Origin of the sequence: Amycolatopsis sp. w19, assembly GCF_051373225.1 — a bacterium.
Classification (GTDB): Bacteria; Actinomycetota; Actinomycetes; order Mycobacteriales; family Pseudonocardiaceae; genus Amycolatopsis; species Amycolatopsis japonica.
In genome coordinates this window covers 472,301-496,544 of sequence record NZ_JBPQFM010000002.1, presented here as the reverse complement: position 1 = coordinate 496,544, position 24,244 = coordinate 472,301, and the positions used below count along the sequence as shown (strand labels likewise).

22 protein-coding genes are annotated in these 24,244 nt (G+C 68.8%); 15 read left to right on the top strand and 7 right to left on the bottom strand.

Going from position 1 to position 24,244, the window contains the following annotated elements; genetic code table 11:
- Window positions 1–25 precede the first annotated feature (25 nt).
- From ACSMFO_RS06790 to ACSMFO_RS06775, 4 genes are read right to left on the bottom strand one after another with little or no spacing between them, the layout of a single operon-like run.
- Window positions 26–634, bottom strand: coding sequence for an acetoacetate decarboxylase family protein (locus tag ACSMFO_RS06790; protein WP_436457645.1), 609 nt, complete (start codon window positions 632–634; stop codon window positions 26–28).
- Complete coding sequence (locus ACSMFO_RS06785; RefSeq protein WP_038515439.1) at window positions 631–1,470, bottom strand: enoyl-CoA hydratase-related protein; 840 nt, start codon at window positions 1,468–1,470, stop codon at window positions 631–633. The genes ACSMFO_RS06790 and ACSMFO_RS06785 overlap by 4 nt, the downstream gene beginning before the upstream one ends.
- A gap of 41 nt (window positions 1,471–1,511) precedes the next feature.
- Window positions 1,512–1,982: a tetratricopeptide repeat protein gene (locus tag ACSMFO_RS06780; protein ID WP_436457484.1), complete on the bottom strand. Its 471-nt coding sequence runs from the start codon at window positions 1,980–1,982 to the stop codon at window positions 1,512–1,514.
- Entirely contained in the window at window positions 1,979–2,371 is a 393-nt protein-coding gene (locus tag ACSMFO_RS06775; protein ID WP_038523787.1) for a MerR family transcriptional regulator, read from the bottom strand. The genes ACSMFO_RS06780 and ACSMFO_RS06775 overlap by 4 nt, the downstream gene beginning before the upstream one ends.
- Window positions 2,372–2,421: 50 nt before the next feature.
- Here ACSMFO_RS06775 and ACSMFO_RS06770 point away from each other — a divergent pair, with 50 nt between their 5' ends.
- From ACSMFO_RS06770 to ACSMFO_RS06710, 13 genes are all read left to right on the top strand, one after another.
- Entirely contained in the window at window positions 2,422–3,276 is an 855-nt protein-coding gene (locus tag ACSMFO_RS06770; RefSeq protein ID WP_436457482.1) for an NAD(P)-dependent oxidoreductase, read from the top strand.
- A gap of 609 nt (window positions 3,277–3,885) precedes the next feature.
- Entirely contained in the window at window positions 3,886–4,680 is a 795-nt protein-coding gene (locus ACSMFO_RS06765) for a TIGR03084 family metal-binding protein (protein WP_436457481.1), read from the top strand.
- Window positions 4,677–6,374: an acyclic terpene utilization AtuA family protein gene (locus ACSMFO_RS06760; protein ID WP_436457479.1), complete on the top strand. Its 1,698-nt coding sequence runs from the start codon at window positions 4,677–4,679 to the stop codon at window positions 6,372–6,374. Before ACSMFO_RS06765 ends, ACSMFO_RS06760 begins: the two co-directional genes overlap by 4 nt.
- Window positions 6,371–7,519: an acyl-CoA dehydrogenase family protein gene (locus tag ACSMFO_RS06755; protein ID WP_038515431.1), complete on the top strand. Its 1,149-nt coding sequence runs from the start codon at window positions 6,371–6,373 to the stop codon at window positions 7,517–7,519. The genes ACSMFO_RS06760 and ACSMFO_RS06755 overlap by 4 nt, the downstream gene beginning before the upstream one ends.
- Window positions 7,516–9,114 (top strand): acyl-CoA carboxylase subunit beta, encoded by a 1,599-nt coding sequence (locus tag ACSMFO_RS06750; RefSeq protein ID WP_051972583.1) that lies wholly within the window; start codon window positions 7,516–7,518, stop codon window positions 9,112–9,114. Before ACSMFO_RS06755 ends, ACSMFO_RS06750 begins: the two co-directional genes overlap by 4 nt.
- 9 nt (window positions 9,115–9,123) lie before the next feature.
- A complete protein-coding gene (locus ACSMFO_RS06745) occupies window positions 9,124–11,076 on the top strand; it encodes a biotin carboxylase N-terminal domain-containing protein (RefSeq protein WP_436457476.1) in 1,953 nt (650 codons plus the stop codon).
- A complete protein-coding gene (locus ACSMFO_RS06740) occupies window positions 11,073–12,239 on the top strand; it encodes an acyl-CoA dehydrogenase family protein (protein WP_081975951.1) in 1,167 nt (388 codons plus the stop codon). The genes ACSMFO_RS06745 and ACSMFO_RS06740 overlap by 4 nt, the downstream gene beginning before the upstream one ends.
- Before the next feature lie 11 nt (window positions 12,240–12,250).
- Complete coding sequence (locus ACSMFO_RS06735; RefSeq protein WP_436457474.1) at window positions 12,251–13,090, top strand: SDR family oxidoreductase; 840 nt, start codon at window positions 12,251–12,253, stop codon at window positions 13,088–13,090.
- Window positions 13,087–13,689 (top strand): TetR/AcrR family transcriptional regulator, encoded by a 603-nt coding sequence (locus tag ACSMFO_RS06730; RefSeq protein ID WP_037344111.1) that lies wholly within the window; start codon window positions 13,087–13,089, stop codon window positions 13,687–13,689. Before ACSMFO_RS06735 ends, ACSMFO_RS06730 begins: the two co-directional genes overlap by 4 nt.
- 117 nt (window positions 13,690–13,806) lie before the next feature.
- Window positions 13,807–14,076 carry a hypothetical protein gene (locus ACSMFO_RS06725; protein ID WP_038515421.1) on the top strand — a complete coding sequence of 90 codons (270 nt, stop codon included), beginning with the start codon at window positions 13,807–13,809 and terminating at the stop codon, window positions 14,074–14,076.
- A gap of 216 nt (window positions 14,077–14,292) precedes the next feature.
- Window positions 14,293–14,763 (top strand): hypothetical protein, encoded by a 471-nt coding sequence (locus tag ACSMFO_RS06720; protein ID WP_436457643.1) that lies wholly within the window; start codon window positions 14,293–14,295, stop codon window positions 14,761–14,763.
- Window positions 14,764–14,944: 181 nt separating this feature from the next.
- The gene (locus ACSMFO_RS06715) at window positions 14,945–16,969 is read left to right on the top strand and encodes a hypothetical protein (RefSeq protein WP_360132383.1); all 2,025 of its coding nucleotides are present in this window, start codon (window positions 14,945–14,947) and stop codon (window positions 16,967–16,969) included.
- Between the two features lie 19 nt (window positions 16,970–16,988).
- Window positions 16,989–18,557 (top strand): ABC transporter substrate-binding protein, encoded by a 1,569-nt coding sequence (locus tag ACSMFO_RS06710; RefSeq protein ID WP_436457473.1) that lies wholly within the window; start codon window positions 16,989–16,991, stop codon window positions 18,555–18,557.
- A gap of 92 nt (window positions 18,558–18,649) precedes the next feature.
- Here ACSMFO_RS06710 and ACSMFO_RS06705 read toward each other — a convergent pair whose 3' ends face one another.
- A complete protein-coding gene (locus tag ACSMFO_RS06705) occupies window positions 18,650–19,600 on the bottom strand; it encodes a chitinase (protein ID WP_436457472.1) in 951 nt (316 codons plus the stop codon).
- 229 nt (window positions 19,601–19,829) lie between these two features.
- Between ACSMFO_RS06705 and ACSMFO_RS06700 the strand changes: the two genes are divergently transcribed.
- On the top strand, window positions 19,830–21,089 hold the full coding sequence (locus tag ACSMFO_RS06700; protein ID WP_051972582.1) for a GGDEF domain-containing protein: 1,260 nt from the start codon (window positions 19,830–19,832) through the stop codon (window positions 21,087–21,089).
- On the opposite strand, the gene ACSMFO_RS06695 is transcribed toward ACSMFO_RS06700, so the two are convergent.
- Complete coding sequence (locus ACSMFO_RS06695) at window positions 21,086–21,541, bottom strand: nucleoside deaminase (RefSeq protein ID WP_125736318.1); 456 nt, start codon at window positions 21,539–21,541, stop codon at window positions 21,086–21,088. The two genes, ACSMFO_RS06700 and ACSMFO_RS06695, sit on opposite strands and share 4 nt — an antisense overlap.
- A gap of 335 nt (window positions 21,542–21,876) precedes the next feature.
- On the opposite strand from ACSMFO_RS06695, the gene ACSMFO_RS06690 reads away from it, so the two are divergent.
- Complete coding sequence (locus ACSMFO_RS06690; RefSeq protein ID WP_038515408.1) at window positions 21,877–22,836, top strand: helix-turn-helix transcriptional regulator; 960 nt, start codon at window positions 21,877–21,879, stop codon at window positions 22,834–22,836.
- On the opposite strand, the gene ACSMFO_RS06685 is transcribed toward ACSMFO_RS06690, so the two are convergent.
- Window positions 22,795–24,168, bottom strand: coding sequence for an MFS transporter (locus ACSMFO_RS06685; protein WP_436457469.1), 1,374 nt, complete (start codon window positions 24,166–24,168; stop codon window positions 22,795–22,797). The two genes, ACSMFO_RS06690 and ACSMFO_RS06685, sit on opposite strands and share 42 nt — an antisense overlap.
- Between the last annotated feature and the right edge of the window lie 76 nt (window positions 24,169–24,244).

Below are 24,244 nucleotides of genomic sequence, written 5' to 3'. Positions count from 1 at the left end.
TTAGACGATCACGCTGAGCGGCTGGTCAACCGCCGAAGACGATCTTGAAATCGCGCAGGCAGGTGCTCAGGACGGGCCGCTGACCGGCCAGGAAGCCGAACGGCCCGGACTCGTTGATCCGCCAGTCCGCGGCCGCCGGACAAGGCCTCGCCTTCGCCCGGACGGGGCTCCTTTTGAGACGGCCGTCCAGTATTTGGACGACGTCGAAGGCCGCGGGCATCCGCACCGGGAGGCTCGGGCGAGGCGTGAAGGCCGCCGTCGCGATCCAGTCTTCCTGGGTGGCCGCCGAGGCGGTGAAGGTCCGCCCGTGGGCGAAGTCGAGCGCGGCGAGATCCTTGGGGATGCCCCACAGTGCCCGCCCGCCGGCGAGCGAGACCTCGCTGTCGACCCAGATGTCGGTGATGGAGCTGGAGAGGCGCTCGCCGCGGACCGCCACCGTCGCCAGCAGCTCGTGATATTGGAGCTGCCCGGGTTCCTGATAGTCGATCCAGGCGGTGAACACCTGGGCGCGGCCGCCGACCACGATCGGCTCGACACCGCCGGGCAGTGCGGGCAGTTCGCTCACCGGGACACGCCAGATCGACAGATACGCCTGACCGGCCAGGTTCCAGGGTTCCGGGGGATAGGCGGTCACTTGTTCAGCCACGGCAGGTAGGCGGGCTGGTCGGTGTCGACGCGCATGGAGAACTCCGGTGGTCGTTTCTGCAGGAAGGACACGACCCCCTCGACCGCGTCCGGGCTGGAGCCCAGGCCGCCGATCAGCCGGGAGTCGAGCTCGTGCACGGGGAACGGCGATTCCGCGCTCGCCATCCGGTACAGCAGCTGGCGGGTCACGGCGACCGAGACCGGCGACGTGGTCGCGGCGATCTCGCGAGCGAGTTCGCGCGCCTTGCCGAGCACTTCTTCGGGCTCGTGGACACTGTGGACCAGCCCGGCGGTCTTCGCCTCCTCGGCGCCGAAGACGCGGCCGCTGATCATCCAGTCGAGTGCCGTGCCCATCCCGACGAGCCGGGGGAGGAACCACGCGGACGCGCCTTCGGGGTAGATCCCGCGGCGGACGAACACGAAGCCGAACCGGGAGTCCGTGGACGCGAGGCGGTAGTCGCACGACAGGGTGATCGTGACGCCGCCGCCGACGGCCGCGCCCCGCAGGGCGGCGATCACCGGCTTGTTCATCGTGAAGATCCGCTTCGAGCAGCGTCCCGCCGGCTCCTGCCACGCCGCGTCCGGCCCGGTCTCCGGATCGAAGTCGAAACCGCCCTGCGTGAGATCGGCGCCCACCGAGAAATCCTTGCCGTTGCCGGTCAGGATCACCACCCGGACGTCCTCGTCGCGGTCGGCGCGGTCCATCGCGTCGCCGAGTTCGTCGGCCATGCGGATGGTGTAGCCGTTGCGGGCCTCGGGCCGGTTGAGCGTGACCGTCGCGATGCGGTCTTCGACCTCGTAGGTGATTTCGGCATACGCGCTCATGACGTGAAAGTAAGCCAGTGTTGACAAGGTGTCAACAAGACTCATTCGACGTCGTCCAGATGGTCCGCGTAGTACTCGACCGCTCGCCGGTATCGCCGGACGCCGTCGTCCGTGCTGGTCGCCGCCAGCACCTTCAACAGGGTTCCCGCCGCCTCGCGCGCCTCGCCGGTGTTGTAGAGCGCCATCGCGAGGAACGTCCTCAGCGCCGCGTCGTCCGGGAACTCGCCGAGACCGCGCCGCAAGGTCGCGAGCGACTCCTCGTACCGGCCGAGGACGCGGTACGTGCTGCCGAGTCCGACGAACACCCCGTGCCTGTCCTCTGTGGACAGACCTTCGCCCGCGAGCGCCTGCTCGTAGAACGGGGCCGCTTCGGCTTCCAAACCGGCCGAATCGTGGGCCCACGCGGTTTGGTAGGCGATCACGGCGTCCCGTGGATTCCTCTCGGCCAGCTCGATCAGCCGCAGGCGTGCCTCGTCGGTGCCTTGCTCCCGTAGTCGGATCGCCTCGTTCACGCGGCGGTCCCGTCGAACGGCGGATAGGTCTCGGCGCCGACCCGCTCGGCCACGACGATGTACTCGGCCAGCGCGTCACGCGACCGGTTCAGCTTGGCCAGCTGCTCGTCCAGGCGGCCGAGCCGCTCGCGCATCGCGGCCAGCAGCTCGGGACAGCCGATCAGCTCCGGTTCCTCGCCGATCGCGCAGGGGAGCAGGTACGCGATGTCCTCGGACGACAGGCCGGCGGCGAGCAGGTGACGGATCTGCCTCACCCGCAGCAACGCCGTCTCGTCGTACTCGCGGTAGCCGTTCGTGCCGCGGCTCGCCTCCAGGAGGCCCTGCGCCTCGTAGTAGCGCAGCTGATGGGCGTTGACGCCCGTCCGGTGACTCAGTTCACCGATCTTCATCGCTTTCCCCACTTGACCTTCATACCGGTATCAACGTTGACGATCGTGCCATGACAGACAAAACGAACACCCCGATTTCGGTCGTCGGCCTCGGCCTGATGGGCACCGCGCTCGCCCGCGCGTTCCTGAAGGCCGGGCATCCCACGACCGTGTGGAACCGGACGGCCGCCAAGGCGGACGCGCTCGTGGCCGAAGGCGCCCGGCTCGCGCCCACGATCGGTGACGCGCTCGGCGGCGTGACGATCGTGTGCCTCACCGACTATTCCGCCGTTCGCGAACTGCTCGGCGACGCCCGGCTCGATGGCACGACACTGGTCAATCTCACCTCGGGCGACTCCGCGCAGGCGCGGGAAACCGCCGCCTGGGCCGAAAAACACGGCGCCCGCTACCTGGACGGCGCGATCATGGCCATCCCGTCGTCGATCGGAACCGACGAGGCGGTGATCCTGCTGAGCGGACCGCGGCCGGACTTCGACCTCGGCGCGCTCGGCACGGTCAGTCATCTGGGCGAGGACCCCGGCCTCGCGTCCCTCTACGACGTCGCCGGTCTGACGATGATGTGGAGTGTCCTGAACGCGTGGCTCCAGGGCACCGCGATGCTCAAGACGGCCGGTGTCGACGCCGCGACGTACGCCCCCTTCGCGCGGCAGATCGCCGCCGGGGTGGCGGACTGGCTGCCCGGCTACGCGGAGCAGATCGACAAGGGTTCGTTCCCCGCCGAGGTGTCGGCGTTGGAGACCGACGCGCGCGCGATGGCGCACATGGTCGAGGAGAGCGAGGCGCTGGGCGTGAACGCCGAACTGCCGAAGCTGATCAAGGCGATGGCCGACCGCGCGATCGCCGCCGGGCACGGGGGTGAGCAGTATCCGGTGCTGATCCGGGAATTCGAGCGGCCGGGGAGCTGAGCTGCCTCGCTGTCCGTGAAGGCCTTCTTGAGGGACCTCTGTTATTGAGGGGTAAGTCGGACATGGCGTGATCGAACCCCTGCCGCGCGGGATTCCGGAATGACTCGTGGGGATGACCCCGGCGCGAGGTGTCCACAACGGACACCTGTCGCAGTCAGTGCGCCCGATTGATGTCATGATGTCCGGTTCCGCGCGGGGGTCGTGAGTGGTAAAGAGGGCTAGAACGACCATCGCCACTCACGACCCCGGGCAATACTGCGCAAAGTGCGTAAATCGGACGTCTTGGGTCTCGAAAAGTGTCCTTTTTGGACAGTCTGAGGGGGCATGCTGGGCTGCGGTGGTGTCGCGCGGAGGTCGTGGGAGATGGGATTCAGTGTCCCCAATGCCACATTGGAGACATCTGGGCTGCGATGAGGATCGGGTTCCCTCGATGCCCGACCGGCCTCGGACAGGTCGCCGAACTGGTCCCCGCTGTCCGTGAAGGCCTCCTTGAGAGACCCAGAGTCCCTCAAGGAGGCCTTCACGGAACGTCGATCGAGAAAAACAATCAGGCGCGCTTGATTTTTCCGCCACCGAGTGTCAGCCTGGGGGAGACGCGAGGAGGCGGGCATGGCTGACCTGGGCGTGATCCTTGGGGATCTCGCGGCGGAATCGCAGGCCATCGACGACGTGGTGGCGGATCTGCCCGCGTCGGACTGGGCGCGGCAGACCCCGGCCGAAGGCTGGACGATCGCCCATCAGATAGCCCATCTGGCCTGGACGGACAAGAAGGCGCTGATCGCGGCGCGCGGATCCGAGGCCGAGTGGCAGGCCGAGATCGAAGGGCTGCTCGCGACGGGCGAGTCCTACGTCGACGACGGCGCCGCCGAGGGCGCGAAGACGCCGCCCCGTGAACTGCTGGAGGAGTGGCGCGCCGGTCGCGCGGAACTCGCCGAAGCGCTCGCCGCGGTGCCCGACGGGCAGAAGATCCCCTGGTACGGCCCGCCGATGAGTGCCGCGTCCATGGTGACGGCGCGCCTCATGGAGACCTGGGCGCACGGTCAGGACATCTTCGACGCGCTCGGCGTGGCGCGCGAGAGCACCGCCCGGATCTGGCACATCGCCCGGTTCGGCACCCGCACGCGCGACTTCGCCTACAAGCTCAACGCGCTCGCCCCGCCCCACGAGGAATTCCGCGTCGAGCTGACCGCGCCCAACGGCACCACCTGGGCTTTCGGCCCCGAGGACGCCGGACAGCGGCTCACCGGGAGCGCGGTCGACTTCTGCCTCGTGATCACCCAGCGCCGTCACCCCGCCGACACCGATCTGGTCGCCACCGGCAAGGACGTCGAGGAATGGCTCGGGATCGCACAGGCCTTCGCCGGACCTCCCGGAGCCGGCCGGAAGCCGGGGCAGTTCGCGTGACCCCGGCCCCGATCCGCATCGGCAACGCCTCTGGGTTCTACGGCGACCGGTTCTCCGCGGTCCACGAGATGCTCACCGGCGGCCCGCTCGACGTGCTGACCGGCGACTACCTGGCCGAGCTGACCATGCTCATCCTCGGCCGCGACCGGATGAAGGACCCGAACCGCGGTTACGCCAAGACGTTCCTGCGCCAGATGGAGCAGAATCTCGCGCTGGCCAAGGAAAAAGGCGTCAAGATCGTCGCGAACGCCGGCGGGCTCAACCCTGCCGGGCTCGCGGACGCGCTCCGTGAACTGGCCGCGAAGCTCGGCATCGACGTCGCGATCGCGCACGTCGAGGGCGACGACCTCATCCAGCGAGCGGAAGAGCTCGGCTTCGGCAAGACGTTGACCGCCAACGCTTATCTCGGCGCGTGGGGGATCACGGAATGCCTGAACGCGGGCGCCGACATCGTGGTGACCGGCCGCGTCACCGACGCTTCGGTGATCGTCGGCCCCGCCGCCGCGCACTTCGGCTGGGCGCGCGACGACTACGACGCGCTGGCAGGCGCGGTCGCGGCCGGGCACGTGATCGAATGCGGGACGCAGGCCACCGGCGGCAACTACGCCTTCTTCACCGAGCACGAGATCGGCGTCCCGGGGTTCCCGATCGCCGAGATCTCCGCCGACGGCTCCAGCATGATCACCAAACACCCCGGTACGGGCGGTGTCGTGAACGCCGGAACCGTGACGGCGCAACTGCTCTACGAGATCACCGGCGCCCGTTACGCCGGGCCGGACGTCACGACCCGGTTCGACACGCTGACTCTCACCGAGGTCGGCCCGGACCGCGTCCGGATCAGCGGCGTCACGGGTGAGCCGCCGCCTCCGACACTCAAGGTCTGTCTGAACGGGCTCGGCGGTTTCCGCAACGAGACGACGTTCGTCCTCACCGGACTCGACATCGAGGCGAAAGCCGCTCTGGTCAAGGAACAACTCGAAGGCGCGCTCAAGGCCCGGCCGCCCGCCGACGTCCGGTGGACCCTGGCCCGCACCGACCGGCCCGACGCCGAAACCGAGCAGCAGGCGAGCGCGCTGCTGCACGTCGCGGTGAAGGACGCCGATCCGGAGGTCGCGGGGCGCGCGTTCAGCGGCGCGGCGATCGAGCTCGCGCTGGCGAGCTACCCCGGGTTCCACGTCACCGCGCCGCCTGCGGCCGCCTCGCCCTACGGCGTCTATCGTGCCGCTTTCGTTGAAGCGAAAGAGGTACCACACGTCGCCGTCCTGCCGGACGGAACGCGTCGCGACATCGCGCCCGCCGCCGACACCCTGCCTCTGTCCGAAGTGGACGAATCCGCTCTGCCCGCGCCGTTCACCCAGGCCGAAGTCCGCAGGGTGCCGCTCGGCAAGGTGGTCGGCGCCCGCAGCGGCGACAAGGGCGGCAACGCGAACGTCGGCGTCTGGGCGCGTTCCGACGAGGCGTGGCGCTGGCTCGCGCACCGGCTGACCGTCACCGAGTTCAAACTGCTGCTCCCGGATACCGCGGACCTCGAGGTCCGGCGGCATCTGCTGCCGAACCTGCGGGCGGTCAACTTCGTCGTCGAAGGCATCCTCGGCGAGGGCGTCGCGTCGCAGGCGCGGTTCGACCCGCAGGCGAAGGCGCTCGGGGAATGGCTGCGCTCCCGCGAGATCGACATCCCGGAGGCCCTCCTGTGACCGATCCCTTCGCCACGCCGGAACGCGCCGAACTGCGCAAGACCGTCCGGCGGTTCGCCGAAACCGAGATCCTGCCGTACCTCGACGAGTGGGAGCGCGAGGGCGAACTGCCCCGCGATCTGCACCGCAAGGCCGGGGAACTCGGGTTGCTCGGCGTCGGCTTCCCCGAGGAGGTCGGCGGTGGAGGTGGCGACTACCTCGACGCCGTAGTCATCGCCGAGGAACTGCACTACGCGGGCGGATCCGGTGGCCTCTTCGCCTCGCTGTTCACCTGCGGCATCGCCGTCCCGCATATCGCGGCGGCCGGGGATCCGGTGCAGATCGAACGCTGGGTCAGGCCGACACTGGAAGGCGCCAAGATCGGCTCGCTCGCGGTCACCGAACCCGACGGCGGTTCCGACGTCGCCGGGATCCGCACGACGGCGGTACGCGAGGGCGACGAGTACGTCATCAACGGCGCCAAGACCTTCATCACCTCGGGCTGCCGCGCCGATTTCGTGACCACCGTGGTCCGCACCGGGGAAGCCGGCGCCCACGGGATCTCGCTCATCGTGGTCGAACGCGGCACGCCGGGTTTCACCGTCTCCCGCAAGCTGGAGAAGATGGGCTGGCTCTGCTCGGACACCGCCGAGCTGTCCTATGTGGACGTCCGCGTGCCGGCGGAGAACCTGATCGGCGCCGAGAACAGCGGCTTCGCGCAGGTCGCCACGCAGTTCGTCACCGAACGGGTCTCGCTGGCCGTGCAGGGCTACGCGCACGCGCAGCGGGCACTCGACCTGACCTTGGACTGGTGCCGCCTGCGCGAGACCTTCGGCCGTCCGCTGATCTCCCGTCAGCTGGTGCAGCACAAGCTCACCGAGATGGCCCGCAAGATCGACGTCGCCCGCACCTATACCCGCCAGGTCGCGCAGCGGCACGTCGCGGGCGAAGAGGTCATCGCCGAAGCCTGTTTCGCGAAGAACACCGCCGTCGAGACCGCCGAATGGGTGGTCAACGAGGCCGTGCAGCTGCACGGCGGACTCGGCTACATGCGGGAGTCCGAAGTGGAGCGTCACTACCGTGACGTGCGCATCCTCGGCATCGGCGGCGGGACCAACGAGATCCTCACCGGCTTGGCCGCGAAGCGATTGGGATACACCGCATGAGCACGATACGGTCCACTGTGGACACGCGGAGCGAGGAGTTCGCGGAGAATCGCGAATCCATGCTCGGCAAACTCGCCGAGATCGACGGCGAGCACGCCAAGGCGATCGCGGGTGGCGGTGAGAAGTACGTCTCCCGGCATCGCAAACGCGGCAAGCTGCTGGCCCGCGAGCGGATCGAGCTCCTCCTCGACGAGGACTCGCCGTTCCTGGAGCTTTCGCCGCTGGCGGCCTGGGGTTCGGACTACCAGGTCGGCGCCAGCGTGATCACCGGCATCGGCGTCGTCGAAGGCGTCGAGTGCATGATCTCCGCCAGCGACCCGACGGTCAAAGGCGGGGCGAGCAACCCGTGGACGGCCAAGAAGAGCTACCGCGCCGCGGACATCGCCGCACAGAACCGGCTGCCGGTGATCAACCTCGTCGAGTCCGGCGGGGCGGATCTGCCGACGCAGAAGGAGATCTTCATCCCCGGCGGCCGGATCTTCCGTGACCTCACGCGGTCCTCGGCGGCGAAGGTGCCCACGATCGCGCTGGTGTTCGGAAACTCGACCGCGGGTGGCGCGTACCTGCCCGGCATGTCGGACTACGTCGTGATGGTCAAGGAACGCGCGAAGGTGTTCCTCGGCGGCCCGCCGCTGGTCAAGATGGCGACCGGCGAGGAATCCGACGACGAATCGCTCGGCGGCGCCGAAATGCACGCCCGCACCTCGGGCCTCGCCGACTACCTCGCGGCGGACGAAGAGGACGCGATCCGGCTCGGGCGCAGTATCGTCAAACGGCTCAACTGGACCAAACAGGGCCCGACGCCGAAGCCGGACTACGCCGAGCCGCTGTACTCCGCCGAAGACCTGCTCGGCATCGTGCCCACCGATCTCAAGGTGCCGTTCGATCCGCGCGAGGTGATCGCCAGGGTCGCCGACGGTTCGGACTTCGACGAGTTCAAACCCCTGTACGGCAGCAGTCTCGCCACCGGCTGGGCGAGTATCCACGGTTACCCGGTCGGCATCCTCGCCAACGCCCAAGGTGTGCTGTTCGGCGAGGAGTCGCAGAAGGCCGCGCAGTTCATCCAGCTGGCCAACCAGATCGACACACCGCTGGTCTTCCTGCACAACACCACCGGCTACATGGTCGGCAAGGAGTACGAGCAGAGCGGCATCATCAAACACGGCGCGATGATGATCAACGCCGTGTCGAACTCGAAGGTGCCGCATCTTTCGGTGCTCATGGGCGCCTCGTACGGCGCCGGGCACTACGGGATGTGCGGCCGCGCCTACGATCCCCGGTTCCTATTCGCTTGGCCCAGTGCGAAATCCGCGGTCATGGGCCCGCAGCAGCTCGCGGGTGTGCTGTCCATCGTGGCCAGGGCCGCGGCCGCGTCGCGCGGGCAGGAGTACAACGAGGAGCACGACGCCGCCATGCGCGCCATGGTGGAAGGGCAGATCGAGGCCGAGTCGATGCCGATGTTCCTCTCCGGGATGCTTTACGACGACGGGATCATCGATCCCCGCGACACCCGCACGGTGCTCGGGCTCAGCCTGTCCGTGATCCACAATGGACCAGTGAAGGGCGCCGAAGGCTTCGGCGTCTTCCGGATGTAGGGGCCGAAAGTGATCGAGAAACTTCTGGTCGCCAACCGCGGTGAGATCGCCCGCCGCGTGTTCCGCACCTGCCGCGACGCCGGGATCGGCACGGTCGCGGTGTTCTCCGACGCGGACGCCGACGCGCCGCACACCGCCGAGGCGGACGTCGCCGTCCGCCTGCCGGGCAACGCGCCCGCCGACACGTACCTGCGGGCCGAGCTGCTGATCAAGGCGGCCGTGGAGACCGGCGCCGACGCGATCCACCCCGGCTACGGGTTCCTGTCCGAGAACGCCGGGTTCGCGCGCGCCGTGCTCGACGCGGGACTCACTTGGGTCGGCCCGCCGCCGGAAGCCATCGAGAGCATGGGATCCAAGGTCGAGTCCAAGCGGATGATGGCCGAGGCCGGTGTCCCGATCCTGTCCGAATTGGACCCGGCCGAGGTCACCGAAGCCGACCTTCCGTTGCTGGTCAAGGCCTCCGCCGGAGGTGGTGGACGCGGTATGCGTGTCGTGCGCACGCTCGGCGAACTCGCCGAGGCCGTCGAAGGCGCGAGCGCGGAGGCCGCGTCGGCGTTCGGCGACCCGACCGTGTTCTGCGAGCGGTACCTGGAGACCGGAAGGCATATCGAGGTCCAGGTGCTCGCCGACACCCACGGCACGGTGTGGGCGGTGGGGGAGCGCGAGTGCTCGATCCAGCGCCGTCACCAGAAGGTCGTGGAAGAGGCGCCGTCGCCGTTCGTCGACGAAGCCATGCGGGAGGCGCTGTTCGACGCTGCCCGCAAGGCCGCGCAGGCGATCGACTACGTCGGCGCCGGGACGGTCGAGTTCCTCGCCGGACCGGACGGGCGGTTCTACTTCCTGGAGATGAACACCCGGCTCCAGGTCGAGCATCCGGTCACCGAGGCCACGACCGGCCTCGACCTCGTCTCGCTGCAGCTGCGGATCGCGGAGGGCGAGCACCTCCCGATCGATGAGCCGGAAACGCGGGGGCACGCCATCGAGGTCCGGCTCTACGCCGAAGACCCCGCCGCGGGCTGGCAGCCGCAGAGCGGCACCTTGCATCGTTTCGAGCTTCCTGCGGCACAGCGGGAATTCGAAGTCGGCCCGGGTGTCCGGCTCGACTCCGGTTTCGTCAGCGGCCAGACCGTCGGCGTGCACTACGACCCGATGCTCGCCAAAGTCATCGCGTACGCCCCGGATCGCCGGAGCGCGGCGCGGGCGCTGGCCGGAGCCTTGGCGGGCGCGGAGATCCACGGTGTGGTGACCAACCGCGACCTGCTGGTGAACGTGTTGCGCCACGAGGCTTTCCTCGCCGGCGAGACCGACACGGCGTTCTTCGACCGGCACGGGCTCGAAACCCTGGCGGCCCCACTGGCCACTGTGGACATCGTACGGATTTCCGCGCTGGCCGCGGCTTTGGCCGGTGCGGCCACGAATCGCTCGGAGGCCCGGGTCCAGCGCCGGCTGCCGAGCGGCTGGCGCAACGTCCGTTCCCAAGGGCAGCGCAAACGTTTTCGTCACGGCGACGACGAGATCGAAGTCGGCTACGGCCTCGGCCGGGACGGTCTGCGCGCCGACGGATTCGAAGGCGTCGAACTGGTTTCCGCCGAGAGCGGCGACGTGGTCCTTGAGGTCTCCGGGGTACGGCGGAAGTTCGCCGTCGCCCGGTATGGCGACACGGTGTACGTCGATTCGCCGGACGGCTCCGTCGAGCTGGGCGTGGTGCCGCGGTACACCGATCCGGACGCGGCGCTCGCCGCCGGCTCGCTCGTGGCGCCGATGCCGGGCACGGTCGTCCGGCTCGCGGTCGAGGCGGGCGACACCGTGAAGACCGGCGATCCGTTGCTGTGGCTCGAAGCGATGAAGATGGAACACCGGATCGCGGCGCCCGCCGACGGCGTCGTGACCGAACTCCCGGTGGTGGTCGGACAACAGGTCGAAGTGGGCACGATCCTCGCGGTGGTAGGAGACGAAGAATGAACGCGATGAACTTCACCGAGCCCGAGGAGCGCGTGGCGCTGCGGGCCGCGGTCGCCGAACTCGGCAAGAAATACGGGTACGAGTACTACGCCAAGCAGGCGCGTGCCGGGCTCAAAACCGAGGAACTGTGGGCCGAGGCCGGACGGCTGGGCTACCTCGGCGTGAACCTGCCCGAGGAGTACGGCGGCGGGGGAGCGGGGATCGCGGATCTCGCCGCGGTGCTCGAAGAACTCGCCGCGGCGGGCTCCCCGCTGCTGCTCATGGTCGTCTCGCCGGCGATCTGCGGCACGGTCATCTCGCGTTTCGGCACCGACGAGCAGAAGAAGCGCTGGCTGCCCGGCATCGCCGACGGCAGCAGGCGGATGGTCTTCGCGATCACCGAACCGGACGCCGGGTCGAACTCGCACAAGATCACCACCACCGCGAAGCGGGACGCCGACGGTTGGGTCCTCAGTGGACGGAAGGTCTACATCTCCGGCGTCGACGAGGCGGACGCCGTCCTGGTCGTCGGCCGCACCGAGGACGCGAAGACCGGCAAGCTCAAGCCCGCGCTGTTCACCGTCCCGACCGACACGCCCGGCTTCGAGTACAAGCAGATCGACATGGACATCGTCTCGCCGGAGAAACAGTTCGGCCTGTTCCTCGACGACGTCCACCTGCCGGCCGACGCGCTGGTGGGCGAGGAGGACGCGGCGATCGCGCAGCTGTTCGCCGGGCTCAACCCCGAACGCATCATGGGCGCGTCGTTCTCGCTCGGCATCGCGCGCTACGCGCTGGGGAAAGCCGTCGCCTATGCCAACGAACGCAAGGTGTGGGGCGCGCCGATCGGCACCCACCAGGGGCTCGCGCATCCGCTGGCCGAGATCAAGATCGAGCTGGAACTGGCCAAGCTCATGACGCAGAAGGCGGCGTCGCTCTACGACTCCGGCGACGACTTCGGCGCGGGCGAGTCGGCGAACATGGCGAAGTACGCCGCCGCCGAGGTCGCCATCCGCGCGGTCGACCAGGCCGTGCAGACCCACGGCGGTAACGGGCTGGCCAGCGAATACGGGCTGGGCACGCTGGTCACGGCCGTCCGCCTCGGCCGGATCGCGCCGGTGAGCCGAGAGATGGTGCTCAACTTCGTCGGCCAGCACAGCCTCGGCCTGCCCCGCTCCTACTGAGAGGTGGACGTATGAGCACGCTCCACGGCAAGACGATCATCATCTCCGGCGGCAGCCGCGGGATCGGCGAGGCCATCGCGGTCCGCGCCGCCCGCGACGGGGCGAACATCGCCCTGCTGGCCAAGACCGCCGAGCCGCATCCGAAGCTGCCGGGCACGCTGTACACCGCGGCCAAGGCGATCGAGGACGCCGGCGGGCAGGCGCTGCCGATCGTCGGCGACGTCCGCGACGACACGTCGGTCGAGGCCGCGATCGCGCGGACCGCGGAGCAGTTCGGCGGGATCGACATCGTGCTGAACAACGCGAGCGCGATCGACCTGACGCCGACCGAATCCGTCAGCATGAAACGCTACGACCTGATGCAGGACATCAACGCGCGCGGGTCGTTCCTGCTGTCGAAGCTCGCCATCCCGTATTTGAAGCTCGCGGAGAACGCGCACATTTTGACGCTGTCGCCGCCGATCAGCCTGGACGAGAAGTGGTTCCAGGCCGGGCATCTCGCGTACAGCATCGCGAAGTATTCGATGAGCCTGGTGACCGTCGGGCTCGCCGCGGAACTGCGGCAGTACGGCATCGCGGCGAACTCGCTGTGGCCGCGCACGACGATCGACACCGCGGCGATCCGCAACGTCGTCGGCGCGGAGCTGGCGGCCAAATCGCGGACGCCGGAGATCATGGCCGACGCCGCGCACGCGATCCTCACCAAACCGAGCACCGAGGCGACGGGGAATTTCTACCTCGACGACGAGGTGCTGGCCGCCGAGGGCGTCACCGACTTCGCGAAGTACCGCGTCGGCGGGCGGGAGGAAGACCTGCAGCTCGATTTCTGGGTCGAAAGCCGCACCCCGTGATCCGCGAACCGCAGCAGGAGCGCAGCCGCACGACCCGGCGGCGGCTGGTCGAGGCCGCCGTCGAGACGATCGGGGAGCTGGGCTGGCACGGGACCACCGTCGCGGTCATCGCCGAACGCGCCGGGGTTTCGCGCGGCGCCGCTCAGCACCACTTCCCGACCAGGGAGGACCTGGTCGCGGCCGCGGTCGAGCACGTCGGCGAGATCCAGATCGTGGAACTGCGGGCCCGCGCGGCGGAACTGCCGTCGGGCCGGTCGCGGATCGAGCGGGCCGTCGACATGGTGCTCAACCTCTACAGCGGGCCGCTGTTCCGTGCCGCGCTCCACCTGTGGGTCGCGGCATCGACCGACGACTCGCTCCGGGCGACCCTGGTGCCGCTGGAGGCCAGGGTCGGCCGGGAAGCACACCGGGTGACCGTCGAGCTGCTCGGCGTGGACGAGTCCCACCAGGGCGTTCGCGAGCTGGTCCAGGCCACTCTCGATCTCGCCCGCGGCCTGGGCCTGGCGAACCTGCTGACCGACGACACGAAGCGGCGCAAGCAGATCGTCGCGCAGTGGGCGCGGGTCCTGGAACCGACCTTGGCGTCGGCGAAGATCTGACGGAACCGAAAAGTCACCGTCGACGTCTGAGATCTTGTTAACACTGATGGAGCAGCGGCCGATAACACGGTGTAAGTGCTGCTGATTCAGGTGGCTGATCGAGAGAGGTCCAGTCCGGTGTCCGGTTCAGAGGTCGAACTGTCCCATCGCGCGATGGCGATGCTGCGAGCGGTCGCGGCGCGCCGTGCCCAGATGTCGTGCAGCTGCGAGCCGGATCTCTTCATCGACGGGTTCGCCTGCTGCGACCAGATGACCGCGCACGCGCTGGCCCACGGCGGGTACATCCGCCCCGCCGAGTCCTCCGGACCCTCCGCCGTCACCGGCCGGGTGCCCGCCGAGCTGACCGAGGCGGGCGAAGCCGCGATCGCGGTCACCGCCGCGGCCTGACCTTTCACCGCATCGTCTGTCCGCAGTGGACGACGACCGTTTACAAGCACCTCCCACGTTCCTAGGATCCACCCCGGGATGAGGCCGTCGCCGGGCGACGGACCGGGTTGGGAGGTGCCGATGGCACGCACGGCTCGCCGCGATACCGGTGAGGACGCCCTGAACCCGCTGTGTCGATCGCGGACGCGGGTTCATCAACAGACACTGAGCACGTTGATGCGGGAAGCCGGCGCGACACCCCGTCGCCGGGGACCGCGCGGGCCGAAGCACCGGGCTCCGGAAGCCGCTCCGGGCACCGGCAGGATCCGGTGGATCTCGGCGCTTTCGGCGGGTGGCGTGCTCGTCGGCGGGCTGTTGGCCGTCGTGCTCATTCCGGCCGACCCGGCCGACGTCGTCCCCGGCACCCCGCTCCTGCCGCCGTCGCTGACCATCGCGCCGCAGGCGATCGACGTCCCGGCCGACGCGGCCTCGTCACCCGTCCCGTCGGGACCCTCGGGCGGCAGCGTCGCACCCCCGCCGCCGATGACCGCGTCGATGCACGGCTCGGAGACGCCGTCCCCGACACCCACGCCGGAACCCGAAGAGCGGCCGGATCCGCGCGCCGGCCACCACGATTTCGACCAGTACTACGACTGGTATTACGGCGGCGGTCATCAAGGCGGTCGCTGGCCGCAATGGGGCCGGTAGCGCCGATCGGGTGATCGGCGTCGTCGCTCACCGTCGACCGAGAATCACGATTCATCCCCGATTTCGTCCATTCGTGTCTGGTGTCATTTTTCCTGTGCCCCGCCTTCGGCCGGATACCTACGATGGTTCGCACTCTCCATTCCTCCCGGAGCACGGCTAGGGGCTGAACAGGAAAATGAGTGTGGACCGACATTCTCCGGCGGTGCAGTTCGCCCGGAGAATGCTGATCAACCGCGAGACGGGGAATCCGTCGCGCCCGCAGCCGGTGACGCTGCTGCTCGGACCGGTCGGTTCGGGGAAGACCACGGCACTGGAAGCGATCCGCCGCGACCTGGGCTGGGGTGTCGTCCACGCCGGATTCGATTTCGGGCAAGGCGGCAGGGCGGGCACGATCGACGTGCTCACGAAACTGGCCTATTCGTTTTCGAGAAAATGGCGAAATCGACCGAAACCGCAGTTCATTCGTTTCACGATTGCGCTGATCGCAGTCCAGGCGGAGCTTTCCGGTCGAAATCGCGACGACGACCTGGCGCAACTGAAGTCGCTGCTCGGCAGTCTCGACCGGATCATCTGGACACCGGCGATGGACAGCACGCTCGACACGCTGACCGAGACGGCGAAGGCGACCGGTCTCGTCGAGCCCCCGTACGCGGATCTGTTCCGCCAGACGTTCCCGCATCTGGTCCGGAACATCCGCCCCCGGCTCGGAAAGGCGCTGCGGTCGCTGGCGGACTTCCCCCACGCCGAGGGGAGATCCCCGTTCGACGCGCTGCTCGAACTCAACCGGCTCGCGCACGGCAGCGCCCGTGACGCCAAGGCGGTCACCGAATGGCTGATGGCGGCGTTCCTCGGCGACGTCCGGGAGAACCATCCCCGGATGGCCAAGCCGGAGGAGAAGAGCCCCTGTACCTGCGACATCTCTCTGCAGCGCAGGCACTGGCACAACTGGGTGGTAGTACTCGACGACGTCGACCACCCCGGCGGGACCGAGTTCCTCGCCGATCTGATCGCGGCCAGGGAACGGCATGCCGTCCAGCATCCGAACGACCGCGAGGCACACGACGCGCTGCTGGTGATCGCCACCAGCGGGCGGTGGCACGACGACTGGGGCACCGCCTGGCTGGCGCCGTGGAAACCCGCGTCCGGCGCCCCGCCCGCCGTCCGGCCGATGGTGGACTGCGAGGAGGCTTCCTACGACGACTGGGCGAACCCGGCCAACGGCGCGCTCGACTCGGCCTATTACCCGGTCCGGATCTCGCCGCAGTCGATCGGGCGGATCGCGCGGATCCTCGATTCCGGCGCGCGGACGCCGAAGGTCACGCTCGCGCACCGGGCGACCGGCGGGCTGCCGTCGGCGGTCGAGCAGCTCACCGGGCGATTGCGGGGGAGCGACGCGCGCGAGGGCGATCGAGACCTGCTCACCACCGACCCGCGTGGCGAGCAGGATCCGTGCTACCGCAGGTTGACCGAGCTCGCCTTGACCGAACATCTCGACGACGTCCACGTCGACGACTTCGTGACCGCGGCCCCGTTCGCGACCGCGCCCTGGCTGATCCCGGACGCCGCGCAGAGCCGGATCGACCAGCCGCACGTCGGCCGGATCCTGACCGAACTGCGCACCTCGTTGTGGGTGACGGCCAGGAACTCGCCCGGTTCGACCGACGACCAGGCCGCCCTGCATCCGTGGATCGCGGCGAACCTGGTGTCCGCGCTGGCCCGCCGCGGCGACGGGGACGGGCCGACCTACACCGACCAGTTCAAGGCGCTGCGCGACGATCCGGACACCGCTCAGGATCCGGTGCGCCTGGCCTACTGCAATCTCGCGCTGGGCGACATCGGCGAAGTGGTCACGTTCTTCGAGCGCGAGTTCAACCGGATCCCGCACGCGGAGTGGATCGCGAAGCTCGAACTGGTGCTGAACGCGCCGGACGATCTGCCGCCCGAGCGGGATCACGCGGAACTGTACGAAGAACTCGTCAACCTCGACAACGCGCAATGCCCGGCCGGCCGGTCCGAGATCCGGAACAACGTCGCCCGGCTCATCGCGGCGGGCTGGCTGACCGCCAACCCCTTCGCGGTCCGCGGGCAGGCTCAGCACCAGGTGATCGCGAACGCCTTCGCCGCGCTGGCCACCACTTCGCACCAGCCCGACGTCGGCGCGCTCGTGTCGGCCAAGGAAGCCGCCCGTCGCGGCGAATTCCCCTGACCCGGAACGGAACTCCGTCATGTCCTGGCTCGATTCGTTGAGAACACGTATGTCCGCGGCCCGTGAACGCGCGGCGACGGGACCACCGGTGCGGCCGCGCGGCTGGGCGCACCGCCACCGGGTGCTGCTGATCGCGATCGTCGTCGTGCTGCTGGGCGCCGCGCTGGTGTCGATCAGTCCGTGGGAGTCCTGCGGTCCCGGCCTGCGCGCGGTGGACGCGGACGAGGAGTCGATCGGCACGTCGTACGTCTGTGTCGGGCTGAACCTCGACTCGGGCCCGATGCGGGAGGACGATCCGCTCGATCCGTTGGAGAAACTCATCAAGGGCCGCAACGAGCTGGCGGGCGAGAACTTCAAGACCATCGTGGTGCTGGAGAACCTCGCGCCCGATCCGAAGGTCGACAGCCAGCCGTTCCCGTTCGTCCGGCGGGAGATCCAGGGCGCGATCACCGCCGCGTGGCCGAAGAACGGGCCGCCGGGGATCAAGCTCCTGCTGGCCAACTACGGGAGCAACGCCGAGCACTGGCAGGTCGTCGCCGACGAGATCGTCGCCGCGGCCGCCGCCCAGCGCATCGTGGCGGTCACCGACATCGGCATCAGCACGGAGAGCAGCCGGGCGCTGGTGGCCGAACTTTCCCGGCACGGGATCGCCACGATCGGCGCGACCGTCACCGCGGACAACATGAACACCGACCCGAAGGGCGTACGGATCGACAACTTCTTCCGCGTCGGCCCGACCAACACCGACGAGGCCCGCGCCGCGGCCGGATACATCGCCGCGCACGGTTTCAAGCGCGTGATGATGATCCAGGGCGTCAGCAAGGAGGACACCTACGCGACCACGCTCGCCGAAGCCTTCCAGAGTTCCTCGAAGGTTCCGGTGATCTTCACGAAGACCTACGACGTCAAACCGCTCACCGACACCTCACGTGAGGCGTATCTGCGAGGGCTGTTCAGCAGGTGGCACAACGACATCTGCGGTGCGAGACCCGACCTGATCTACTTCGCCGGCCGTGGACTGGACCTCGGTGCCCTCGTGGCGGCGCTGGCGGGCGACGGCGCCTGCGAAGGGCTCGACACGGTGACCGTGATGACCGGCGACGACGCGAGCACGCTCGCCGGGAAACCCTTGCCGCTGAACAAGGACATCAGCGTCCGGCTCCGCTACACGGCGCTCGCGTATCCCGACCAGTGGGATATGTTCACCGCCGATCCGGCGCATCCGACGTACAAGAAGAATTACGACAACTTCGTCGCCGAATTCACCGGTACCCACGGTTTTCCCCAGGCGGAACTGTGGGACGGTGCCGCGATGATCGAGCACGACGCGGTCGCGGCGGCCGTCGAAGCCGCGGTGCAGAACGTGTCGTCGGATCCCGTTTCGGTGCCGGACGTGTTGCGCAGTATCGACTGCAACTCCCCGGTGCCCGGCGCGACCGGGTTCGTCGCGTTCGATCAGGCGACGGGGAACCAGCTCGACAAGGCGCTGCCGATCCTGTCGATCGATCCGGACGGTTCGGTGCATCCGGTCGATCTGGTGTGGTCACGGGGACGGCCGCTGAACACGAACGCGGACTGCGGTCGCTGAGGTTCTCAGCCTGAAAGTCGTGAGGGCCTCCTTCCCTACCTTGAGAGTAGGGAAGGAGGCCTTCACGGACTGACACCGGTGGGGAACGGAAGTCAGCCGGTGTAACCCGCGACGATCTTGGTGTAGTCGTACTTGCCCTGCGAGATCCCCGCGCAGTTGTTGCAGTCGCGGTTCACCGCCCAGAACGACAGCCGGGCGAGATGCTTGCTCGCCGCGTAGTCGCGGATCGCGCGGAAGTCGGCGACGCTGACGGTTTCGCCCGCCACGTCGGTCTTCCCGTTCATCGACGAAAGCCCGCTGCGCCGGTAGGCCGCGTCGTCGCTCAGGCCGAAGGTGGACTTCACGACGTTCTTCAGCCCGTCCACGGCACTGCGGGTCTTGCCGGCCATGTCGCCGCCGCTGGAGAAGTCGAACGGCATGACCGACCACGCGTCGACCCCCGCGCCGAGCGCCTTCGACTGGTTGATCAGCCGCTTGCCGTGCGAGTTGGGGCCGCCCACCTCGGTCGGGATGGTGATGACCACGCGCAGGCCGGGGTTCTTCTGCTTCGTGATCTTGACGGCGTTCAGGATCCGGTCCTGGACGGTGTAGTTCTCGAACTCGTCGGTGTTCTCGATGTCGAGGTCGATCGCCTTGAGCTTGTAGGCGTCGATGACCTTCTGATACGCGCCGGCGAGTGCCGCGGCGGTGCCGCATTTCGGGCCGAGCTTCATCCCGGACCAGCCACCGAACGACGGGATGACGTCGCCGCCCTTGGCTCGGATGTTGTCGATCAGCGTGGCGTCGGAGCCGGTGAGGGAACGGCTGCCGTCCCATTTCGGGTTGCAACCGCCGTCGGAGAGGACGAACGCGAGAGTGAAGGCCTTGACCCCGGTGGCGTTCATCGCGGCGATCGGGTCCGTCTGTCCCGACCACTGGTACAGATAGGGCGAGGCGAGCACCGGATCCGGGGCAGCCGAGGCGACGGGGGCGAGGCCGACGGTCGTGGCGAGAGCGGCGCCCGCGGCGGTGGCCAGTGTCGCCCAGCGTCGTAGCGATTTCATAGGTCCTCCAACTGGTACGCGCGCGGCGAGGCGCGCAGGTGTGGAGCACCTCCGTCTTGACGCGGCGTATCAACCGGGAGGTCACCGTGTGCTCACTCACAGTGGACTAGACCATTGAGGACTGTCAAGAATTCACCGGGAATCCCGGCGGAAACGACCGACCTTAGTAGGGGGGTGATGACCCGGAAAGCGGATCGACACCATCGCGATTACCGGCTAGTTTGCCGAAATGGTGGGGGACTCCCTGATGGCGACCGGAAGCCGCGGCCGGAGAGACCGGCTCGCCGCGCCGCGGCGGATACTGGGGTCCTGGAGCCTGTGGGAACTACCCAGGCGGGGCCTGATCGGGTACCTGCTCCTCGTCGACTTCGCCGCTTTCGCCGCCACCACCTACCTCTTCGTGTTGCGGCCGCCCGCGCCGTCGTCCTTGCTCCCGTTTTCGGCTCTGCTGGCGGGAATGATCCTCAGTGCGGAGCTTTCGCGGCCCGTCGAGCGGTCCCGTGCCGACACCCGGCTCGGCGCCGGACTGGACGCGGCCTGGATTTTCGCGGGTGCTTTGCTGCTGCCGCCCGCGTTGGCCGCGGTGCTCGTCGCCGCTTCGGCGGGCTACCGCTGGTTCCGGATCCGGCGCGGGATTCCGCACCGCCAGGCGTTCGCGGCCTCCGCCACCATGCTTTCGGCGCTCGGTGCCTCGATCATCCCGGTCCTGCTCGGCGCGCCGCCGTTCGCCGACGCGGCAAGGGATTTCGAGAGTTTCGCCCTGGTTTTCGCCACGGGGCTGATTTTCCTGTCCGTCGACGCCGCTTTGGCCGCGCCTGCGGCCGAATTCGGGGCGGAGCCGTCGGGGTTCGCCTTCGACGCGGCGATGGTCGCGTTCGGCTTGCTGCTCGCGTGGTCGGCGGCGGAATGGCCGTATGCCACCGTGGTACTCGCGGGGGCGCTCGTGGTACTTCACCGGGCCGGGACGATGCGCGCCCTGCGCGGCCACGCGGGTACGGATTCCGGCACCGGGCTGCTCACCGCGTCGTCCTGGTTGGACGGTGCGCGCACCCAGTTCGATCTGCTTCGGGGCCGTGGCGCGGATCTTTCGCTGCTGATGCTCGATCTCGACCACTTCGCCCGGCTCAACGACCGGCACGGCAGGCAAGTCGGGGACGACGTCCTCCGTGCCGTGGCGGACACTTTGCGTGCCGAGGTCCGCGCGGCGGACCTGGTCGGCCGGTTCGGCGGCGAGGAATTCGTCGTCCTGCTGCCCGGCACGAGCCGGTTCGACGCGCACGCGATCGCCGAACGCATCCGGCTGCGGATCTCCTCGACGTTCGTCTCATTGGGTGGGACGTTCGCCGGGGCGACGGTCTCGATCGGAGTGTCGTCGCATCCCGCCGGCGGCGAGACGCTCGACCGGCTCGTCGGCGCGGCGGATCAGGCGATGCGCGCGGCGAAGGGGGCCGGGCGCAACCGGACCGTCGTCTTCGAGGCCGAAAACTAGTCCGCGGTGGGGACGCCGATGTCCTCGAACCACAACTCCGGGTGATCCCGGATGAACTCGGTCATCAACGCGGTGCAGGCCGGATCGTCGAGCAGGGTGATCTCGACGCCGTTCTCCTCGAGCCAGCCGTGCCCGCCCTCGAACGTGGTGGCCTCGCCGATGATCACCCGGCCGATGCCGAACTGGCGCACCAGCCCGCTGCAGTACCAGCAGGGGGAGAGGGTGGTGACCATGATCGTGTCCCGGTAGTGCGGCCGCCTGCCCGCGTTCCGGAACGCGGAGGTCTCGGCGTGCATCGACGGGTCGCCGTCCTGGACCCGGCGGTTGTGGCCGCGGCCGAGCAGGGCGCCGGTGGTGTCGAAGAGGGCGGCGCCGATCGGGACCCCGCCCTCGGCCTTGCCGAGTTCGGCCTCTTCGCGGGCGACGGACAGCAGCTGCGCGGGATCGATCATCCGGTCACCTTACGGCTTGTGCCCACCACGTCACCGCGGCCAAGGGGCGTGAGTGATTTGGGGCGTTAGAGCCAAGGGTGTGTCTTAAGTGTCTGCTGGCTTTTTGGTGCGGCTTGAGCGCATGCCCGGTCCGTGAAGGCCTCCTTGCCTACTTTGAAGGTAGTGAAGGAGGCCTTCACAGACTCCCTAAGTACATGAAGGCCCCCTTCCTTGCGCCAGGCGCAAGGAAGGGGGCCTTCATGTACCTCAGCTGCCCAACCCGAGCCGCGAGCACAATGCGGACCGGACCTGTCCTGAATGTCTGCCAGACTCCCTCCCATGAAGCGAGCGAACCGATGACCACGGGCACGTCGGCACGGCTGCTGAGGCTCCTCTCCCTGCTGCAGGCGCGGCGCGACTGGCCGGGCGCCGATCTGGCCGACCGGCTGCAGGTGGACGTCCGCACGGTCCGGCGCGACGTCGAGCGGCTGCGGGAGCTGGGCTACCCGGTGCACGCCACGCCCGGGGTCGCGGGCGGCTATCGGCTCGGCGCGGGGGCCGCGCTGCCGCCCTTGCTGCTGGACGACGACGAAGCGGTCGCGGTCGCCGTCGGGCTCCGCACGGCCGCGAACGGGACGGTGTCGGGGATCGAGGAGACCTCGGTACGCGCGCTCACGAAACTGGAGCAGGTGCTGCCCGCCCGGCTCCGGCACCGGGTGACCGCGCTGAACACTGCGATGATCCCGCTCGGCGGCGTCGTCCCGGTCATCGACGCGGCGGCGCTGACGGTCATCGCGTCCGCGTGCCGCGACCATCAGCGGCTCCGGTTCGGTTACCGCAGCCACAGCGGCGACGTCACCGAGCGCTACATCGAGCCGTTGCGCCTGGTGCACACCGGGCGCCGGTGGTACCTGGTCGCCTTCGATCTCGATCGGGACGACTGGCGGACCTTCCGCGTCGACCGGATCGACGGCGTCCCGGCGACCAGCTTCCGGTTCACGCCGAGGGAACCGCCCGCCGAGGACCTCGCGGCCTACGTCTCCCGCGGGATCACGTCGTCGCCGTATCCGCACCAGATGGTGCTGCGGGTCAGCGCCTCGGCGGAGGCGCTCGCCGAGTACGTGTCACCGACCGCCGGGACGATCGAGGCCATCGACGAGCGCACCTGCCGGGTCAGGGTCGGTTCCAACGACCTCTCCGTGATGCCCTACTACCTCGCCCACTGGGATGTGGACTTCGTCGTGGAGGAGGCTCCGGACGAGGTCAAGGAGCGGCTACGACTGGTCGCCGACCGCTTCGCGCGCGCGGTCGTGTGAGTCCGAAGTGGACCGTGCGCGTTTGGCGAGCAGGCCGATGGAACCGAGCGAGATCAGGGCCAGCACGATGATGTAGAGCGAAACCGACATCGACGTCCCGGTGGATTCCAGCAGCAGCACCATGATGAACGGCGCGAGCCCGCCGCCGACGACCGCGCTGATCTGATAGCCGAGCGAGGCGCCGGTGTAGCGCATCTCGGCGGTGAACAGTTCGGCGAACAGCGCCGCCTGCGGGCCGTACATGATGCCGAGGAACAGCGACCCGACGAACGAGGCGATCACGAACAGCGGCAGCGACGCCGTGTCGATCAGCAGGAACATCGGGATCGCCCAGAGCGCGACCCCCGCCGCGCCGAAGGTGTAGATCTTGAGCCTGCCGATCCGGTCGGACAGTTTCGCCGACAGCGGGATGATCGCCAGCTGCAGCGTGCTGATCAGCAGGGTCGCCACGAGCACGGTGGTCCGCGACATGCCCAGATGGCGGGTGGCGTAGTCGAGGACGCCGTTCAGCAGGATGTAGAAGGTGGCGGTGTTGACCATGAACGAACCGCCGGCCAGCAGCACCGTGCCCTTGTGGTGACGCAGGACGTCACGCAGCGGCGACTTGGCCCGGCCGCGTTCCTCGGCGGCGAGTTTCGCTTCCGCGCGGCGGTATTCGGGCGTCTCGTCGATCTTGACGTGCATGTACCAGGCCAGCCCGAGCACGAGGACGCCGACCAGGAACGGGATCCGCCAAGCCCACACGAGGAAATCCGACGGCGGCGCCACCTGCGCGGCGACCAGGAACACCGTGTTCGCCAGCACCACCCCGATCGGGACGCCGAGCTGGACGAGACTGCCGTAGAGACCGCGTTTGCCAGGCGGCGCGTACTCGGTGGCGAGCAGCATCGCGCCACCCCACTGGGCGCCGACCGCGACCCCCTGCACGAGCCGGAGCAGCACCAGGAGGATCGGCGCGGCGATCCCGATCGAGTCGTAGGTCGGCAGCAGGCCGATCAGCGTGGTCGCCGCGCCCATCAGCGCGATCGCCAGCACCAGCACGGGTTTCCGGCCGCGTTTGTCGCCGAGGCTGCCGGCGATGATCCCGCCGAGCGGCCTGGCGAGGAAGCCGACCGCGAAGGTGGCGAACGAGGCGAGGACGCCGGCCGCCGCGTTGGTGGTGGGGAAGAAGGTCTTCCCGAACACCAGGGCGGCGGCGATCCCGAAGACGAAGTAGTCGTACCACTCGACGGATGAGGCGAGTGCCGCCGCGGTCGCGGCCCTCCTGCGCTGGGACACGGTGATCGTCGGTTCGGCGGCGGTTCCGGGGGCGTTCGGTGCGGTGTCGGCCATCTGGATGCCCTTCGCTCGGCGCTGCTGCGGCGATGCAGTCCGGGCAAGTTAACAACCGCTTAGTATGTGGTCAACG

Coding starts and splice junctions, on each gene's coding strand:
- ACSMFO_RS06785 (WP_038515439.1), bottom strand. CDS start 1,470: ATGAGCGCGTATGCCGAAATCACCTACGAGGTCGAAGACCGCATCGCG.
- ACSMFO_RS06775 (WP_038523787.1), bottom strand. CDS start 2,371: ATGAAGATCGGTGAACTGAGTCACCGGACGGGCGTCAACGCCCATCAG.
- ACSMFO_RS06770 (WP_436457482.1), top strand. CDS start 2,422: ATGACAGACAAAACGAACACCCCGATTTCGGTCGTCGGCCTCGGCCTG.
- ACSMFO_RS06765 (WP_436457481.1), top strand. CDS start 3,886: ATGGCTGACCTGGGCGTGATCCTTGGGGATCTCGCGGCGGAATCGCAG.
- ACSMFO_RS06750 (WP_051972583.1), top strand. CDS start 7,516: ATGAGCACGATACGGTCCACTGTGGACACGCGGAGCGAGGAGTTCGCG.
- ACSMFO_RS06740 (WP_081975951.1), top strand. CDS start 11,073: ATGAACGCGATGAACTTCACCGAGCCCGAGGAGCGCGTGGCGCTGCGG.
- ACSMFO_RS06735 (WP_436457474.1), top strand. CDS start 12,251: ATGAGCACGCTCCACGGCAAGACGATCATCATCTCCGGCGGCAGCCGC.
- ACSMFO_RS06720 (WP_436457643.1), top strand. CDS start 14,293: ATGCGGGAAGCCGGCGCGACACCCCGTCGCCGGGGACCGCGCGGGCCG.
- ACSMFO_RS06710 (WP_436457473.1), top strand. CDS start 16,989: ATGTCCTGGCTCGATTCGTTGAGAACACGTATGTCCGCGGCCCGTGAA.
- ACSMFO_RS06705 (WP_436457472.1), bottom strand. CDS start 19,600: ATGAAATCGCTACGACGCTGGGCGACACTGGCCACCGCCGCGGGCGCC.
- ACSMFO_RS06700 (WP_051972582.1), top strand. CDS start 19,830: ATGGTGGGGGACTCCCTGATGGCGACCGGAAGCCGCGGCCGGAGAGAC.
- ACSMFO_RS06695 (WP_125736318.1), bottom strand. CDS start 21,541: ATGATCGATCCCGCGCAGCTGCTGTCCGTCGCCCGCGAAGAGGCCGAA.
- ACSMFO_RS06690 (WP_038515408.1), top strand. CDS start 21,877: ATGACCACGGGCACGTCGGCACGGCTGCTGAGGCTCCTCTCCCTGCTG.
- ACSMFO_RS06685 (WP_436457469.1), bottom strand. CDS start 24,168: ATGGCCGACACCGCACCGAACGCCCCCGGAACCGCCGCCGAACCGACG.